Below are 17,161 nucleotides of genomic sequence, written 5' to 3'. Positions count from 1 at the left end.
TGCAAGGCCGATGAAATCCTCATGAACCAAGGATCAGAGAGACTGACCCGGCGCTGAGCAGGCACTGGGCGCACGGGGACACGGGGGCTTGGCAGTGGGCGTGGAGGATTCACACGGGTCGGGCGGGAGCGAGGCCCACGCGAGCGGGGGCTTGCGGATCGATCTGCTCGGGCCGGTCCGGGCCCTTCGCGGCGATGCGCCGCTCGCACTCGGCCCGGTACGACGACAGGCGGTTCTCGCGGCCCTGATCCTGCGTGCGCCGACCTTCGTGACGTATCGGCAGCTCCTCGCGGACGTATGGGGAGCCGATCCCCCAGCCACGGGCCACCAGGTCCTGCCGAGCTACGTCTACGCGCTGCGCAAGACGCTCGACGCGGCAGCCGCCGGGCCCGACCGGTCGGTGATTCAGGGCGGGCGCGGCGGCTACCGGTTCGTGCCCGGCGGAGCGCGGACCGACCTCGCGGAGCTCGCCGAGGAGGCCTCCCGTACCCGGCGTGCGAAGGTCTCCGGTGACCTCGACGCCGCACTGGAACACGGCAGTCGGGCCCTGGAGCTGTTCCGCGGCGAACCACTGCCCGGCCTGCCGGGGCCGCTCGCCGACAGCGAGCGGCAACGCCTCGCCCGGCAGCGGCGCATGCTGCACCAGGACCGGGCGGAGTGCCTGATGTCGCTCGGCCGCTACCCGGAGGCGCTGGACGAGCTCCTGGCCGCACCCCTGGCGCAGCCGCACGACGAGCCGCTCGCCGCACTGCGGATGCGGGCGCTGTACGGCAGCGGACGGCAGGCCGAGGCACTGGCCGTCCACCAGGAGATGCGGCGGCGGCTCCTCGACGAGCTGGGCGTGGAGCCCGGCGAGGAGCTGCGTAGTGTGCACCAGGCCGTCCTGCGCCGGGACGACCGGCTGCTGCTCGGCCGTGCGGCGGGGCAGCAGACGGCAGCCGACCTCGCTCCCGAGGGCAGCCGGCCCGGGGGTCCCCGCCCGGTCATCGCCTCGCCAACGGTTCCGATCACCCTGGCGGCCCTCGGCCCCAGCCCTCGTCCGCGCCCTCGCCGGAACGACCTCCCCGGCGACACCGCCTGCCTGGTCGGCCGCGAGAAGGAACTGGCCCTGCTCACCGCCCCTATGTCCCCGGAAGCCGTGTCCGTGGTCGCGGTCGACGGCACGGCGGGGGTCGGCAAGACCTCCCTGGTGGTGCGCGCCGCCTGGGCGCTCGGTGATGCCTACCCCGACGGTTGCCTGTTCGTGGACCTCCACGCGCACGGCGCCCCCCATCAGAGGGGCGGCCCGCAGCGTGCACTGCGCCGACTGCTGCGTGCGGTCCGCGGCAGCGGTGACGAGTTCCCTGACGATCTCGGCGACTTGGACGACTTGGACGACTTGGGGGATCTGGTCACGGCCTGGCGTGCGGCCACGAGCGCACTACGGCTGCTGCTCGTCGTCGACGACGCCCGCAGCGCCGAGCAGGTGCGTCCGCTCCTGCCCGCCGGACCGGGGAGCCGGGTCCTGGTGGCAGGCCGGCAGCGCCTGCTCGGCCTCGACGCCGATCTGCGGCTCACCGTGGAGCCACTGGCCACGGGCGAGGCTGTCGGCCTGCTCCGCGAGCTCCTCGGGGAATCCCGGGCGGACTACGAACCGGAGGCAGCTCTCGAGCTCGCTCGGCGGTGCGGCGGTCTGCCGCTGGCGCTGCGCATCGCGAGCGCCCGGCTCCAGAACCGCCCGTCCTGGACCCTGACCTTCCTTGCCGACCGGATGTCGGACGACGCACGCAGCCTCGGCGAGCTGCGGGCCGAGGACCGCAGCGTGGAAGCGGCGTTCCGGATGTCGTACGACCAGCTCACGCCCGCGCTAAGGCGCGGCTTCCGCGCATTGGGCCTGGCGCCGACCGCCGGCTTCGACGGGCTCACCCTCGCCGCCATGCTGGGCGGTTCCCGTGAAAACGCCGAAGGTCTCCTGGAAGACCTGGTCGACGCGAGCCTGCTGCAGCAGCCGCATCCCGGCCGCTACCGGCTCCACGATCTCGTACGGGCACACGCGCGGCGCCTCGCCACCGAGGCGCCCGAGCAGGCCGCCGCGGACCGCGCCGCCGTACTACACCTCTATACGGCCGCGGGCCGCATCGCCGGCGACTGGGGTCCCGAGGGCTTCCCGACCGGCCCCGACGTCGCCGATTCCCCCTTCGGGAGCTGGCGGGAAGCCTCGGCATGGCTGAACGCAGCGGGCGGAGAACTGGTCGACGTCGTGGCGTACGCGGCTGCCGCCGACCAGTTCGACGAAGCCTGTTGGATCGCCGAAGCCCTCGTCGATCATCTGGTCCGCCAGGGCCAGTACCACGAGTGCCGTGCCGCGCTGGACCTCGCACTTCCGTGCGCGGACCGCGCCACCGACCGGCGGATGTCCGCCTCGCTGCGCAACTGCTTGGGAATGATCGACGTCTACCAGGGGCGGCTCCGGCGGGCGCACACCTGGTTCACCGAAGCGCAGCGCCACGCCTGCGACCAGGACGACCTGCGGGAACGGGCTCGGGCGATCGCCGGGGCGGGCATTGCGGAGTGGATGCTGGGCGGCATCGAGGACGCGCTCGCCCACCTGAACGAGGCGGTGGAACTGGCGGACCGGCTCGACGACGACTGGCTCACCGGCATAGCGGTTTCCAGCCTCGGCGCGATCCGCTCACAGCAGGGGCGGCACGAGCAGGCATTCGAGCACAACGCAACGGCCCTCGCCCTCGCGGAGAAGAGCGGCCGGCCCAGAGCGATCAGCAATGTCCTGTGCTTCGCCGCCGACACCCGGCTGGCCGTCGGCCAATACGCAGAGGCCAAGGACCTGCTGCGGCGGGCGGCCGAACTGGCTCGCGAGGCCGAGGACCTGCCACTGCGCGCGGCAAGCCTGTCGCGCCTCGCGACAGTGGAACACATCCAGGGCAGTCTGCTCTCCGCGGTCGACACCCACCACAAGGCCCTGGCCACGCTCACCGGGCACACGAGCGCGGGGCTGGAGATGGAGGTCCGCATCCGTCTCGGCAGCACCTACGCAGCGGCGGGCCGCCGTGCCGAGGCGCGGCGAGAGTTCCAGACGGCGCTCTCCCTGCCCGGTGCCACCGACCACCCCCGGCAGTTCACCCTGGCACGTGACGCGCTGAGCGGCGTCAGCGGTCCTGCGGAGGAAGACACCACGGGCTCCGACGTGCCCTGAGCGAACCGGCATCGCGCCCCGAACCTTGGGCGAACCCGGAGAGTTCGAGCTCGGAGAGCGTTCGGACGGCCGTGCGCAGCCGGCCCATCGTCGCTGCCTCGGCCATGCCGTGGCCCATGACGTCGCCGACGACGAGGGCCACGCGTTCGGCGGACAGGGGGATGACGTCGTACCAGTCCCCGCCGATCTCGGCCCCTTGCCCGGCCGGAAGGTAGCGGGCGGCGGCGGAAGCGGCTGCCACGGACGGCAACTCTCCTGGCAGCAGGGCGTGTTGCAGTTCGCGGGCGCGCGCGGTGGCCGCGTTGTACAGGCTCGCCCGTTCCAGGGCCTGCGCGATCAGGCCGCTGAGCTCTTCGAGCAGAGTGCGTTCCTCCTGGCTGAACGCGTGTGGCTGTGCGTAGGAGACGACGCAGACGCCCACCCGGCCCGAGGCGATCAGCGGCAGAAAGGCGCCGGCCTTCTTCCCGGTATGGGCTGCGAATGCGGCTGCCTCCGGGTAGCGGAGGCTGTACTCGTCCTCCGATTCGATGAAGGACGCGGAGCGGCGGAGCAGTGCTTCCGTCGCGGGGTTCACGCCCGAAAATGGCAGCCTGTGGAAATGGTCGAGGAACGCCGGGGAGTAGCCCTTCGAGCCGACCACCCACAGCCGGTCGTTGGCCACCGTCGCGACGAGCAGGCCGTCCGCGCCGAAGCGGGGCATCATGCAGGCTGTGACGGCGGTGACGACGTCGTGGACGGTGAGCCTCGGAAAGGGAGCGGGTGAGCGCGCCCACGAGTGCGGCCCGGTCGGCTGCCGCCCGTTCCGCATCCGCCCGTTCGGCTTCGCGCAGCCGCCGTTCGGTGATGTCCGTGCAGTAGAGGGTGAGGCCGCCGGGTACGGGGACCAGTCGCAGGTGGTACCAGCGGTCGCTGTCCGTCCAGGGCACGTCCAAACCGGTCGGGCTGCCCGTGTGGACGGCCTGACGGCATCGCTCTTCCAGCCGTGGGACACCTTGGATGGCCGGCAGATCCCACAGCAGTCTGCCGGTCAGGCTCGATGCGGAGCCGAGCAGGTGTGCGGCCGCGACGTTGGCGAACTCGATCCGCCAGTCGCTTCCGACGGACAGGAAGCCGTCGGTCATGTGGCGCAGCGCGCGGCCCACCGGCTCCAGGGCGGCGTGCGCCTCGGTGGTGTCCTGAAACGTGCCCGTCAGCCGGACGGCGCGCCCTTCCGCGTCCAGTTCCACCTGGCCCAGGGCCCGGATCCAGACGTAGGCGCCGTCGGTGGAGGCCATGCGGTACTCGGCGTCGTACGGCCCATGGCTGAGGATCGCCTCCTCTACCCCGTGCACCACATACGGCTGGTCGTCGGGGTGGATGAGATCGCCCCAGCTCTCCACCAGGCCGACGCCGATCCAGTCGATGCCGAGCGCCGTCGTGAAGGCCGTGTCGACGGTGAACGCCCCGCTGTCGAGGTCCCACTCCCAGGCGCCGCCCTTCGCTTCCCCGGGCGTCTGCCGCAGCTCCGGTTCGCCGGCCGAGGTCAGCAGCGCGGGGGACAGCCCCTCCGGCCTGGGCACCGCCAGACGCAGCCGTCCTCCCGCCCATCTGGCCACGTCCTCCATGAACGCCCGGTCCCCGGGGCCGGGCTCACCGGACGGCGGGGTGATCAGGGACAGCGCGCCGAGCGGTCCCTGCGGTCCGGGGAGCGCCACGGCCGCGATACCGGAGCCGGCAGGGAGGCCACAGGGTTCCATGGTGACCGGTGGCTTGCCGAGCAGCTGCTCGGGAGCGTCGAGGGTGGGCAGCCAGATGAACCCGCCGTCCTCTCGCACGACGCGGGAGGGAGCCGCCGAACCGCTGTAGGAGATCGTCTCCCACCCCCGGGTGAAGGCTCCGGGGAGCCCGCTCCTCGCGACCAGCCGCATACCGGGCCGGCGATTTCCCGCCACCGGAAGGTGGCTCGAGCGGGCTCCGCGCGTCTCTCCCCCGCCCAGCGGGCGGCAGTCCTGGTCTGCGGCACGCGGGAGAGCCTCCGGTCCCGGCGTGGCCCATCGCCGGACCCCGCATGGGGGCCTAGATTCAGCCACAGGGGGTTGGACTCCGAATCAAATGCTGGAGGTGACATGCCTGAGACGATCGCCGGCTACGACTACGACGCTTCCGGCCTCGCTCCGTCCCCGGTGACGCCGGAGGAGCTGCGCGCCCTGGAGGCGAGCGTGCTGTGGACGGACGAGGACGCGGCTTCCCTGGCCCGGGCGGCGCAGGTGCTCGACGGGCAGATCGAGGACGTGCTCGACGTCTGGTACGGGTTCGTGGGCGCGAACCCGCATCTGCTCGCCGCATTCACCGACCCGGACGGCGCACCGGTCGACAGCTACTTGGCTCGCGTGCGGGACCGCTTCGGCCAGTGGATCCGCGACACGTGTACCCGCCCGCACGACGAGCAGTGGCTGGCCTACGCGCAGGAGATCGCCCTGCGCCACACGCACTTGAAGAAGAACACCACCGACAACGTCCAGTCCACGCGGCACATCCCGCTGCGCCACCTGATCGCGCTGATCTACCCCATCACGGCCACGATGCGCCCCTTCCTTGCGAAGGGCGGTGACGACACGGACGCGGTCGAGAAGATGCACCAGGCCTGGTGCAAGGCGGTCACCTTGCAGGTCACGCTCTGGGCGCAGCCTTACGCGGGCATTGACTGGTAAAAGGGGCCCCTCCGCAGGCCCAGCTGCTGCCAGGTGTGGCGCGTTGTGCCTCGGTTCATACTGAAATCGACACTTGATGCGATTTCTGCTGGGGTCTGAACCATGGCGGAACGTGCAACTACGGGGAAACCTGCGGGCAGGGGCGAGCGGGCCGGTGCCTGGTGGGACGTGCGTCCGGTCGCTCTCGTGGAGACCGACAGCAGCGGCAGGATCCTCCAGTGGGCCATGGGCGCACCGGAGTTGCTCGGCTATACGGCCGACCAGGTCGTGGGCAGGGCCAGTCTCGACCTCGTTCCGGCCTCCGAGCGCTCCACGGTTCGTGCCCTACAGAATGCAGTCGCCTCTGGGCACAGCGTCACGGGCGTGTTCCCCGTACGCAGCAAGGACGGCTCCACGGTGGAGCTAGAGGCGTGGCTGTCTCCGTTGGCCGGCGCTTCCGGGGAGGCAGGTGAGGGGTGGGGGCTGCTCGCGCTCGCGGTCGACGCCCGGCAGGCGCGACGGGCACGAGGGGCAGGTGCGCTGCTGGAGGGGCTGTTCGCGCGCTCCCCGATCGGCCTGGCGGTCTTCGACACCGATGTGCGGTTCCTGAGGGTCAACCCCGCCCTTGCGGCGATGAACGGTGTCCCTGCGCCGGCTCACATCGGCCGCCGGATGACCGAGGTCCTCCCCGGGGTCAACGGCGAGCAGGCCGAAGCGGCGATGCGCCGGGTGCTTGCCACCGGCGAGCCGGTGATGAACTTCAGACGGATCGGCCGCACTCCCGCCGACCCGGACCACGACCGTGTCTGGTCCACCTCCTACTACCGCCTGGACGACTCGTCGGGCCGGCCGGTGGGGGTCAGCGCCTGGATCATCGACGCCACCCGCGACTACGAGGGCGACCTCGACAGTGCGCCCGGCCTGCGCCGGCTGGAGCTGCTCAACGAAACCTCCCTGCGCGTGGGTACGACTCTCGATGTCGCCCGAACAGGGCAGGAACTCTGCGATCTGGCCGTCCCACGGCTGGCCGATGTGGCCACCGTCGACGTCCTGGAGCCCGTCAGCCAGGGCGGGGAGACGCTGTCCGGCCTCAGCGGCGGTACGGCCATGCGGCGGCTCGGCAAATCCCCCTCACACGGCTCCGCCGTCGCCGCTCTGCTCACCCCCGTAGGAGGTGTGCTGCACTTCCCGTCCGCCGCCCCCTACGCACAGGCCCTCATCGACCGCCGGCCCTTCCTGCTCCCCCGGATCGACGCACGCGTCATCGCCCCGGCCGCCGCACACACGCAGACTCCGGAGAAACTCCGGCAGGCAGGTGTGCACTCGCTGATGATGGCCCCCCTCATGGCCCGGGGCCTCGTGCTCGGCATCGTCACCTTTCTCCGCGCCGGCGACAGCCCCGCCTTCGACCGACGAGACGTCGCCCTCGCCCAGGACATGGCCGCCCACGCCGCCCTGTGCATCGACAACGCCCGCCTGTACAACCGCGAACACGACACCGCCCTGACCCTCCAGCGCAGCATGCTGCCCCCGCACCCCAGCCCGCCGGCCGGGATCGAGATCGCCCACCGCTACCGGCCTGCCAGTGACGTCAACGAGGTCGGCGGCGACTGGTACGACATGACCACTCTCGCCCCCGGCGAAGTAGCCCTCGTCATAGGCGACGTCATGGGCCACGGCATCCAGGCCGCCGCCGTCATGGGCCAACTGCGCACCACCGCCCGCGCCCTCGCCCGCCTCGACGTACCTCCGAACCTCCTCCTGCACCAACTCGACACCACACTGCTGGAACTCGACGACCCCCTGACGGCAACCTGCCTCTACGCCGTCTGCGACGCAGCCACCGGAAGCTGCCGCATCGCCCGCGCCGGTCACCCCCCGCCCGTCCTCATCACCCCCGACGGCGCCACCCGACTCGTCGACCTGCCGACCGGAGCACCCCTCGGCATCGGAGGCATCCGCTACAGCACGACCTCCCTCAGCCTCGAACCCGGCAGCACCCTCGTCTTCTACACCGACGGCCTGGTCGAAGCCCGGGGAACCGACCTCGACGAGCGCCTCGACGAACTGACCAAACTCGTCGAAGGCCCGGACCGGGACGTCGACGAACTCTGCGACACCCTGCTGTCCGAACTCGCTCCGGCCACGGCCGAGGACGACATCGCCATCCTCGTCGCCCGCATCGGAACCGCCGAGCACTGCTACGACGGTGATGACGTCTCTGGGATGCCGGGCGGCTGAGTGCTCCCGGTACGGACCTGCCCGGAGCGCCGCCGGTGCTTATCGTGAAAAGACCAGGTGATCGGCACAGCGTCGCGGGCAGGTGGCCGTCGTGGATGCATCCGAGATCGACTACGAGGCGGTCTTCCAGTTGCTGCCGAACGCGGTGGCCCTGTTCACGACGGATCTGGTGTACGCCGACGTCAATGAGGCGTTCCTGCGCATGCTGGGGCGTACCCGTGATCAGTTGGTGGGCCGCTGCCTGTCTGATGCCTTCCCTGACGACCCCAAGGTCCCCGACGTGACCGGCATGCGCAAGCTGCAGGATTCCCTGCGGTGGGTGGCCGCCACCGGGGAACGCGACGCCATGACGCTGCACCGCTACGACGTGGAGTCCCTGGACCGGCCCGGGGAGCGGGAGGAGCGGTACTGGAGTGCGGTCTGTGCCCCCGTCTTCGGTCCGGACGGGAAAATGGCGCTGCTGCTGCACTGGGAAGAGGACATCACCGAGCTGGTCCGCACGCGCAATGTCCGAGGCAGCGGAGACCGGGCGAGGGTACTGGAGACCGAGCTGTACACCCGCGCCCGGGAACTGCAGGAAGTCAACGAACGACTACGCAAGGCCCACGCCCGCGAACGCGAAGTCGCCCTGCGCCTGCAAGAGGCGATGCTGCCCGCCCTCGGGCCTTCGAGACATCACCGCGCATCAGCACGCTACCTCCCGGCGGTCGGGGCCCTGAACGTCTGCGGGGACTGGTACGACCTGGTCGACCTCCCTGACAACCGCATCGCGGTGGCCGTCGGCGACGCCGTCGGCCACGGCCTGGCCGCCGCACATCGAGGGCGCGGAGTCGACCACGGCGCTCTTGTCCGTCATCGACGACACCAGCCACACCATCGCCTACAGCAGCGCCGGGCACCCTCCGCCGGCCCTGCTGCACCCCGACGGCGCCGTGGACTTCCTCGACCAGGCCACCGACCCCCCGCTCGGCGCCCGCCCCGAACACGCCCCCCGCCCCCAGGCCGAGACCGCGTTCACGGAGGGGGCACCATGGTGCTGTACACCGACGGGCTGATCGAACGCCGCCGCGAGGACATCGATGCAGGCCTGGCCCGCCTTGCCGACTCCCTCCCCCGCCACCGGGGCGTCGACCCCGAAACACTTGCCGACGCCCTCCTGACCGACCTGATCCCGCCTGCCGGTGCCACCGACGACACCGCCCTGGTCGTCCTTCGCCTGTGACGCAGGCAGTTGTCACGGCGCTCACCGCCGGGTCGTCGGCCGCCGGACGGCGTGAGGAGCCGGGCGCGCCGCTGCGTCATGCTCCCTGTTCCGCCGAGACGCAGCAGCGTTCGACGAACCAGGCGTAGGTGGACCTCGACCCGGGCCACTGGCCGATGGCCACCTGCCCCCGCGATCTCGCACGCGTCCTGGCGGAGGCCGCAAGCTCGTAGTGCTGTGGCCGGGTTGGGTGGTCATGCCGCTGCCGGTAGTGGTCTGCCGCCCCAGCGGATGCCCTTTTCGCTTCGGATGCGGGCGCGTTCCTTGCGTTGTGCGGCGAGTATGTCGGGGTGGCGGGCGTTGGCGTTGCGCCAGCGCAGGTAGGCGTGCAGGGCCCTGGTCTGCACCGGGTGGTTCGGATGGTTGGAGTTGGCCAGGGTGAACTGCCGCAGCGGGCCGAAGTGCGCCTCGATCGGGTTGGCCCAGGAGGCGTAGGTCGGGGTGAAGCACAGCTCGACCTTGTTCTTGTTCGCCCAGCGGCGGATGTCCGCGCCGGTGTGGGCGGAGAGGTTGTCCATGATGATGTAGATCGGGGCGCCGTCGGGCCGGGCGGCACGGATCGACTTCAGTGCGGCCAGGGTGTTGACGGTGCCTTTGCGGCGCCGGATGACGCCCCACAGCCGATCGTCACCCACGGAGTAGCAGCCGTGGAAGTAGGTGACGCCGTGGGTGCGGCGGTAGGTCGCCGGCAGGCGGTCGGGCTTGCCCTGCTTCGCCCAGCAGGAGCCCGCGGTCGGCCGGATCCCAAGGGGCCCGAACTCGTCGAAGGCGAAGACCCGGTCCGGGAAGTGCTCCAGGACGTGCTCGATGCGGTCGAGCGTGGCGTCGCGGTCGGGGCTCCTTCCAGGTCTTGGTGCGCTGGCCACTCACGCCTCCAGCGGTCGGAGCGGACGTCAGCGCCCATCCAACCGCCCCAACGGCCAACCCGGCGAACCTTCCCGGTCACAGCACTAGACGGCACGTTCTCGGCACGGCAGAGACTGCGGTGGCGGCGAACCGATGTTCCGTATGGTGGCCATGCGCGGCGTCTACACCTCCGGCTCCGGGGGAATCGGGGTCGACCGAGGATCAGGGGTGGCCAGGGCGCTCAGCAATGGCGGTGGAACGGCTTGTAGAGGTCCGACAGCGACCGGTGCTCGTTGCTTCGAACGGGGTGACCTGGCGCAGCCAGCTCAACTGAGGTCGCGCCAGTGGGCCGCTGGCTCCACCGGTGGACAGCCGGTGGACAGCCGGGTGGACAGACGCCTTTGGACGGTGCAACACAGGGCGGCACAGGCCAACCTGCCGCACGTGCTCTGATCAGGAAGAACGTCGCTACGCCGTAGGAGGCGGCACCACGCAACGTGATCGCTCATGGTCTCGTAATGCGTGGGTGCGCGGTTGGGCCGCCGCTGAGGTGGCGGTGCTGGTGGAACTGATGAGACCTTGCTCGGACCTGATGACATGCGGGCTGGCATCTCTCTACACGTGAATTCCGGTTAGGCCAAGCGGCGAGTACTTCGGATCCTCGGAGCCTCTGAACATCGCGCCGCCGGAGGAAGACCATGGCTCCCCACCCGTACCACAGCCCCAGTCGCGGGCAGAAGCTCGACGACGCTAGGGCGGATCGGCCGCGCGTATCCGCGTCGGATCCCGTGGGCCGTTTCCATGAGGCGCGACAGCAAGGGGGAAGGCCCATTGCGGTGTCGGCGTGGCGCATTACAACGGAGGACCATGCGGTCGCTGACGCTGTGGGTGGGCTCTATGGAGGTGTGCCGCAGCTGTTGGACACCGGCGACGAGCGTGTCGTCGAGGTCCTGACTCACCGCGATCACATCCCTGTCTTGCTGGGTGGCCGCGGAGCCGTCTCGCTTCGCATGGTGATGCGCGGAGCTGGTGAGACTTTCCATGTCTGCGACGGAACTCGGTTCTTGGAGCCGGCGGGCGCACGTGGATCGCTGTGTGGTTGTCCGGCGAGCCTGGCTGACCGCAAGGCGGCAGCCCAGACAGGTCGCGGGCCGACGCCGGAAGTCCGAATCGGCTTCCGGCTGGCGGACCTTCCCGAGCTGGGTGAGTTCTCCCTCGTATCGACTTCGTGGGAACTCGCTGCCGAGCTGCCCGCGTTCGCTGCTGATCTGGACGCGGCGGCTGTTCCGGCCTTGGGTGTGCTGCGATACGAACTGGTGGAGTTCCCCACGCGCTCCGGGATCGCCGTGAGCTACCGGCGGCCGGTCGTTGAGGTCGGCAGGACCCAGGCCCTCGCCCAGGCTGCTGTACGACTCGCGGCGTGACGTCGGTCTTCGGCTGCAGATGTCGTGGGTAAGGCCCTGCATTTAATCGGTGGTGCTGTGCCCTGGGGCGAGGCTATGGTTCTGCTCGTCCGTTCCCGAGGGAACGGTGTTCGTTCGTTGAGAAGAAGCAGGAGGTGAGGACATTGATGACTGTCATGGAGACGGGCGCTGCCCGCATTCAGGAGTTCATCGTTTCCACCCCTGTGGCCTCCGGCTGACACCCACTCGACTTCCGCGCGCAGAGCGCGCCGCCGGGGCCGCCCTCCGAAGGGTTCCCCTTGTTCAACGCTTCGCTCAACACTTCTTCCACTTCTGATGCTCAGCACGTCCTCGCCGCCTACGGCTGGGACGAAGGCCGGGCGGCCGAGTTCGCTCCGTACGCCGCGCAGGGTCTGGTCCCCGGCCGGGTCGTACGGGTCGACCGCGGCCAGTGTGACGTCATGACCGCGGCCGGCGTCATCCGGGCCGACACCGAGTTCGTCGTTCCCCGTGACCCGATGAAGGTCGTGTGCACGGGGGACTGGGTCGCCGTCGATCCCGAGGGCGGTGATCCGCGGTACGCGCGCACGATCCTCCCTCGCCGTACGGCCTTCGTGCGGTCGACGTCGTCCAAGCGTTCCGAAGGTCAGGTGCTGGCCACTAACATCGATCACATCATCATCTGTGTGTCGCTCGCGGTCGAACTCGACCTCGGGCGGATCGAACGGTTCCTCGCGCTCGCGATGTCCAGTTCGAGTGGTGATGCGCTGCTGCGTACGTCGGCGGACTCCTGGGAGAGCGGTGCCCAGCCGCTGGTGGTGCTCACCAAGGCCGACCTGGTCCCGGACGCGACCGGGCTCTCGCACCTCGTCCAGGACGTGGAGACCACCGCGCCCGGCGTGCAGGTGCTGCCCGTCAGTTCCGCGACCGGCGAGGGCATCGATGTGCTCGCCGCCGTCGTCGCGGGCGGGACGAGCGTGCTGCTCGGGGTGTCCGGTGCCGGAAAGTCCACCCTCGCCAACGCACTGCTCGGTGAGGACGTCATGGACGTACAGGCCACCCGTGAGGTCGACGGGAAGGGCCGGCACACCACCACCACCCGCAATCTGCTGGTGCTGCCCGGCGGGGGAGTGCTGATCGACACCCCCGGGCTGCGCGGGGTCGGGCTGTGGGACGCCGGGACCGGTGTCAGCCAGGTGTTTTCCGAGATCGAGGCGCTCGCCACCGGCTGCCGCTTCCACGACTGCGCGCACGAGGCGGAGCCGGGCTGCGCGGTGCTCGGCGCGGTCGAGGACGGCGCGCTGCCGGAGCGGCGGCTGGACAGCTACCGCAAGCTGATGCGCGAGAACCAGCGCATCGTCGCCAAGACGGACGCGCGGCTGCGCGGCGAGATCCGGCGCGAGTGGAAGATGAAGCACGCGGAGGGGCGGGCGAACATGGAGGCGAAGCGCGGCAGGCAGCGCAAGCCGTAGCCGTAGCCGTAGTAGCGGTGGCCGTGGCCGTACCCGCGCGGCGTGGGGTGGGGCGCCGGGTGTCTCCGGCGTCCCAGCACCCTGTCCGAATCCCGCCAGCCGGAGCGGGTCCGGTGTCGCACACTGGATCTCGTGATGGACGACGAGACCAGGTACGAGGCGGTGAGCAGCCGTGACGCGCGCTTCGACGGAGAGTTCTTCTTCGCCGTCGTGACGACCGGAATCTACTGCCGCCCGAGCTGCCCCGCCGTCACCCCGAAGCGCCGGAACGTCCGCTTCTACCCGACCGCGGCCGCCGCCCAGGGGCAGGGCTTCCGCGCCTGCCGGCGGTGCCGGCCGGACGCCGTGCCCGGCTCCGCCGCGTGGAACGTCCGCGCGGATGTCGTGGGCCGCGCGATGCGCATGATCGGCGACGGAGTGGTCGACCGCGAGGGCGTCCCCGGCCTCGCGGTACGCCTCGGCTACAGCGCCCGGCAGGTGCAGCGCCAGCTCACCGCCGAGCTGGGGGCGGGGCCGGTCGCACTGGCCCGCGCGCAGCGCGCGCACACCGCGCGGGTGCTGCTCCAGACGACCGGGCTCCCGGTCACGGAGATCGCGTTCGCGGCGGGGTTCGCGAGCGTCCGCCAGTTCAACGACACGATCCGCCAGATCTACGCCCGCACGCCGAGCGACCTGCGGTCGGACGCCGCACCCAGGGTCTCTCGTTTGGATCAGGCCAGACCCCGCGAGCCCGGCAAGATCCAAACGAGAGACCCTAGGCGGGCACCGGCCCGCCCGGCGGCGGGCATCCCGCTCCGCCTCGCGTACCGCGGGCCCTGTGCGGCGCGGGAGATGTTCGATCTGCTCGCGCGGGAGGCGATCGCCCAGGTGGAGGAGGTCCAGGGTCTCCCGGGCCGCCGCACCTACCGCCGCACGCTGCGGCTGCCCCACGGCAGCGGCGTCGTCGCGGTGAACGAGGCACGCCACCCGCGCGGGCGCGCCGCGCACTGTGGCTGGCTGGAGGCACAGGTGCAGCTCACCGATGTACGCGATCTCACCACCGCCGTGCAGCGGGTGCGCCGGCTGTTCGACCTCGACGCCGATCCGTACGCCGTCGATGAGCGCCTCCGCGCCGATCCGCGGCTCGCACCGCTCGTCGCCGCCCGCCCCGGGCTGCGCTCGCCCGGTACCGCCGATCCCGAGGAACTGGCCGTACGGGAACTGGTCGGGCGGGAGGCCGCCGCCGCGCTCGTCGCGGAGTACGGCAAAGCCCTGGACGCGCCCAGCGACGGGCTGACCCACCTCTTCCCCGAACCCGGCGCCCTCGCCGGCCACCCGGACCCCGCCCTGCGCGCGCTCGCCGCCGCCCTCGCCGACGGCACCGTACGGCTCGATCCCGGGGCGGACCGCGACGACGCCGAACGGGCGCTGCTCGCCCTCCCCGGCCTCACCCCGCGTACGGCCGCCCGTATCCGGATGCGCGCCCTGGGCGACCCCGACGTGGCACCGCCCGGCGAACCGGACGACGCGGCGTGGCGGCCGTGGCGCTCGTACGCCCTCCAACACCTGTGGACCGCACGCGACATGGAGACGAAGCACCGATGACCGCACCGACGCTCTACAGCACTCTCGACAGCCCGATCGGTGAACTCCTCCTCACCGGCGACGAATCGGGGCTCACCTCCCTGTCCGTTCCGGGACAGAAGCGCGGACGCACCGTCCAGCCCGGCTGGCTCCGGGTTCCCGCGGTCTTCCGGGCGGCCGAGGAGCAGCTCGCCGCCTATTTCGCGGGCGAACTGAAGGCATTCCACCTGGAGTTCAGGACCGATGGCACGGCGTTCCGCGAGCGGGTCTGGGACGCGCTCGACTCCGTACCGTACGGAGCGACCGTCACCTACGGAGCCCTGGCCGGCCGTATCGGCGCCTCCCGTGCCGCCGTACGGGCGGTGGGCGGCGCGCTCGGCGCCAACCCGCTGCTCATCGTCCGCCCCTGCCACCGGGTGACCGGCGCCGGCGGCACACTGGCCGGCTATGCGGGCGGCCTGGAGCGCCAGCAGCAGCTGCTCACCCTCGAAGACGCGTGGCCCCCGCTCCCGGACAGGACCTAAGGGTTGTCCCGTAAAGATCCGCGCTCGCGGCGATGCGGGATGACCAGGCCGGTGCCCCGGTAGCCGCCGTCGGCGATCACAGTGGTGCGGCCGACGGAGTCCTTGGCTCCGGACAGTGCCCACGCCTTGCAGTCGTAGCGGTTGCCGGGCAGAGGCCGGCCGACCACCACGACGAGCCGGGTATCGGCATCGATGACGACCTGATGGTTGGTGGAGTAGTGGTAGTTCTTCGACTGCTCGGCCACCGTGTGGTCGCGGGTGGGGACCAGGGTTCCGTCCACGATGAGCACGGTGTCCTTGCGGAACCGTCTGCGGGGCTTGAGCGCGAGCAGGGGACCGAGGTGGCTGAGGTCTCGCTCAGCGCCTCCTTGATCATCGGATCCGCCGTTGATCAGACGCCGAGGAGGCCGAGAGCCTGGCAGAGCAGTTCCCCGGCGCATGCTGCTGACCTACGAGGGCCTGGGGCAGATCGCCTACGGCCGCAGCAACAAGTGCGTCGAGAACGCCGTCGGCGCCTACCTCGCCAAGCTGAAGAACGTCCGTCCCAGCCCCACCTGCTGAAGCCGGAAAGGACCTGGCGCGACCCTCGTACGGTCGCGCCAAGTCCCGCTCACCGTGGGCCTCCCCCGGGGTGCCGCGGTCAGTACAGCGTGTACAGGAGCCTGTTGGGCGAGCCCGACTTCGGGTCCTGGACCTTGCCGGTGGTGGCCCCGCCCACGAGAGCGTCACGGACCTGGGCGGGACTCGCACCGGGGTGATCGGCCAGGTAGAGGGCGGCCGCTCCGGCGGTGTGCGGCGCCGCCATGGAAGTACCGCTGATGGTGTTGGTGGAGCTGTCTCCGTCCTTCCAGGCGGAGGTGATGCTCACACCGGGTGCGAACAGGTCGAGGCATGTGCCGTAGTTGGACCATGAGGCCCGCTTGTCGTCCTTGTCGGTGGCCCCGACGGTGATGCCCTCCGGCACCCGGGCAGGCGAGGCATTGCACGCGTTCTGCGGCTGGCCGAAGATGTTCCCGTTGCCGGCGGCGAGCGAGTAGGTGACGCCCGAGGCGATGGAGCGTTTCACGGCGTCGTCCAGTGAGGTGTTGGCCCCGCCGCCCAGACTCATGTTGGCGACGGCCGGCTTGACCGCGTGGGAGGTGACCCAGTCGACCCCCGCGATGACGCCCGATGTCGACCCGGAGCCTTCGCAGTTCAGCACCCGCACCCCGACGATCTTCGCGGCTTTGGCGACGCCGTACGTGGAGCCGGCCGCGGTGCCCGCCACATGGGTGCCGTGCCCGTTGCAGTCGTTGCCGTTTTGCCCGTCGCCGACGGTGTCGGTGCCGATGGAGGCTCGCCCGCCGAACTCGCCGTGAGAGGTGCGCAGTCCGGTGTCGATGACGTACACCGAGACGTTCGAGGCCGTGGTGTTGTAGGTGTACGTGCCGCTCAGCGGAAGATTGCGCTGATCGATCCGGTCGAGACCCCAGGTCGCATTGGACTGGGTCTCGCTCGCCCGGACGACGGAGTCCTGCTCGACGTACGCGACCCGCGGATCCGCGGCGAGTGTCCGCGCCTCGGGCAGCGACATCTCGGTGGCGAAGCCCTTGACCGCGCTGGTGTACACATGGGTCAGCTCGCCGTCCCCGCGGTCCACCAGCTCACGGGCGACGGCCGCCGGGGAGGACTTCGTCCCGTCCTTGAGGACGACGATCCAGTTGTCCGCTATCGCATCGCCGGCCGGGGCGAGCCGGAGCGCGGCGGGTGGTGCGGCCGCGCCGTGTGCGGGGGTGAGGACGAACGGCAGGCCGACGGTGAGCAGCGCGGCGGGAAGCAGGGCGGCGCCGAGTCGGCGGGGGATGGAGGTCACTTGTGGAGCACCTGGCCTTTCGTTGACCGGATCGCAGCCGGTACGGGGGAAGGTGAGGTCGCGCCGTGAGGAAGGGCAGGCCCGCCCGCCGTGGGGGGCCGGCGGGCCTGCGGCCGATGTGACGGGTTCGACGGTCC

Annotated in this window: 10 protein-coding genes and 4 pseudogenes; 9 read left to right on the top strand and 5 right to left on the bottom strand. The window is 71.0% G+C overall.

The features are described from left to right. Positions 1-151: 151 nt before the first annotated feature. A complete protein-coding gene (locus ACWV17_RS02545) occupies positions 152-3,193 on the top strand; it encodes an AfsR/SARP family transcriptional regulator (protein ID WP_455358291.1) in 3,042 nt (1,013 codons plus the stop codon). Here the strand turns inward: ACWV17_RS02545 and ACWV17_RS02540 are convergent. Next, a complete protein-coding gene (locus ACWV17_RS02540; RefSeq protein WP_455358290.1) occupies positions 3,147-4,001 on the bottom strand; it encodes a PP2C family protein-serine/threonine phosphatase in 855 nt (284 codons plus the stop codon). The genes ACWV17_RS02545 and ACWV17_RS02540 overlap by 47 nt on opposite strands. A gap of 34 nt (positions 4,002-4,035) precedes the next feature. Further along, positions 4,036-4,797 (bottom strand): annotated as a pseudogene (locus ACWV17_RS02535) (PAS domain-containing protein); the annotation flags it as partial. A 501-nt stretch (positions 4,798-5,298) separates the two neighbouring features. Between ACWV17_RS02535 and ACWV17_RS02530 the strand changes: the two are divergent. From ACWV17_RS02530 to ACWV17_RS02520, 3 genes and pseudogenes are all read left to right on the top strand, one after another. Continuing rightward, positions 5,299-5,883: a protoglobin domain-containing protein gene (locus tag ACWV17_RS02530; protein ID WP_455352100.1), complete on the top strand. Its 585-nt coding sequence runs from the start codon at positions 5,299-5,301 to the stop codon at positions 5,881-5,883. 102 nt (positions 5,884-5,985) lie between these two features. Beyond that, positions 5,986-8,103, top strand: coding sequence for a SpoIIE family protein phosphatase (locus tag ACWV17_RS02525; RefSeq protein ID WP_455358289.1), 2,118 nt, complete (start codon positions 5,986-5,988; stop codon positions 8,101-8,103). Positions 8,104-8,194: 91 nt separating this feature from the next. Continuing rightward, positions 8,195-9,325: pseudogene (locus ACWV17_RS02520) on the top strand (PP2C family protein-serine/threonine phosphatase). A 233-nt stretch (positions 9,326-9,558) separates the two neighbouring features. Here ACWV17_RS02520 and ACWV17_RS02515 read toward each other — a convergent pair. Next, a pseudogene (locus ACWV17_RS02515) lies at positions 9,559-10,237 on the bottom strand (transposase); the annotation flags it as partial. A gap of 671 nt (positions 10,238-10,908) precedes the next feature. Between ACWV17_RS02515 and ACWV17_RS02510 the strand changes: the two are divergent. The 4 genes from ACWV17_RS02510 to ACWV17_RS02495 all read left to right on the top strand — a co-directional run bounded on the left by ACWV17_RS02510 (position 10,909) and on the right by ACWV17_RS02495 (position 15,172). Further along, positions 10,909-11,634 (top strand): recombination directionality factor, encoded by a 726-nt coding sequence (locus ACWV17_RS02510; protein WP_455358288.1) that lies wholly within the window; start codon positions 10,909-10,911, stop codon positions 11,632-11,634. A 278-nt stretch (positions 11,635-11,912) separates the two neighbouring features. Beyond that, on the top strand, positions 11,913-13,085 hold the full coding sequence (rsgA, locus tag ACWV17_RS02505; RefSeq protein WP_455358287.1) for a ribosome small subunit-dependent GTPase A: 1,173 nt from the start codon (positions 11,913-11,915) through the stop codon (positions 13,083-13,085). Between the two features lie 135 nt (positions 13,086-13,220). Next, a complete protein-coding gene (locus ACWV17_RS02500) occupies positions 13,221-14,669 on the top strand; it encodes a DNA-3-methyladenine glycosylase 2 family protein (protein ID WP_455358358.1) in 1,449 nt (482 codons plus the stop codon). Continuing rightward, positions 14,666-15,172: a methylated-DNA--[protein]-cysteine S-methyltransferase gene (locus tag ACWV17_RS02495; RefSeq protein ID WP_455358286.1), complete on the top strand. Its 507-nt coding sequence runs from the start codon at positions 14,666-14,668 to the stop codon at positions 15,170-15,172. The genes ACWV17_RS02500 and ACWV17_RS02495 overlap by 4 nt, the downstream gene beginning before the upstream one ends. Before the next feature lie 17 nt (positions 15,173-15,189). Here the strand turns inward: ACWV17_RS02495 and ACWV17_RS02490 are convergent. After that, a pseudogene (locus ACWV17_RS02490) lies at positions 15,190-15,528 on the bottom strand (transposase); the annotation flags it as partial. An 82-nt stretch (positions 15,529-15,610) separates the two neighbouring features. On the opposite strand from ACWV17_RS02490, the gene ACWV17_RS02485 reads away from it, so the two are divergent. Beyond that, a complete protein-coding gene (locus tag ACWV17_RS02485) occupies positions 15,611-15,733 on the top strand; it encodes an alpha/beta hydrolase (protein ID WP_455358285.1) in 123 nt (40 codons plus the stop codon). A gap of 79 nt (positions 15,734-15,812) precedes the next feature. Here the strand turns inward: ACWV17_RS02485 and ACWV17_RS02480 are convergent, their stop codons facing one another. Further along, a complete protein-coding gene (locus tag ACWV17_RS02480; RefSeq protein ID WP_455352106.1) occupies positions 15,813-17,024 on the bottom strand; it encodes a S8 family peptidase in 1,212 nt (403 codons plus the stop codon). Positions 17,025-17,161 lie beyond the last annotated feature (137 nt).

The sequence above is a fragment of the Streptomyces mabaensis genome, from assembly GCF_053763515.1.
Note: the sequence above shows the minus strand (reverse complement) of the source record. Positions and strands in the feature narration are given on the sequence as shown.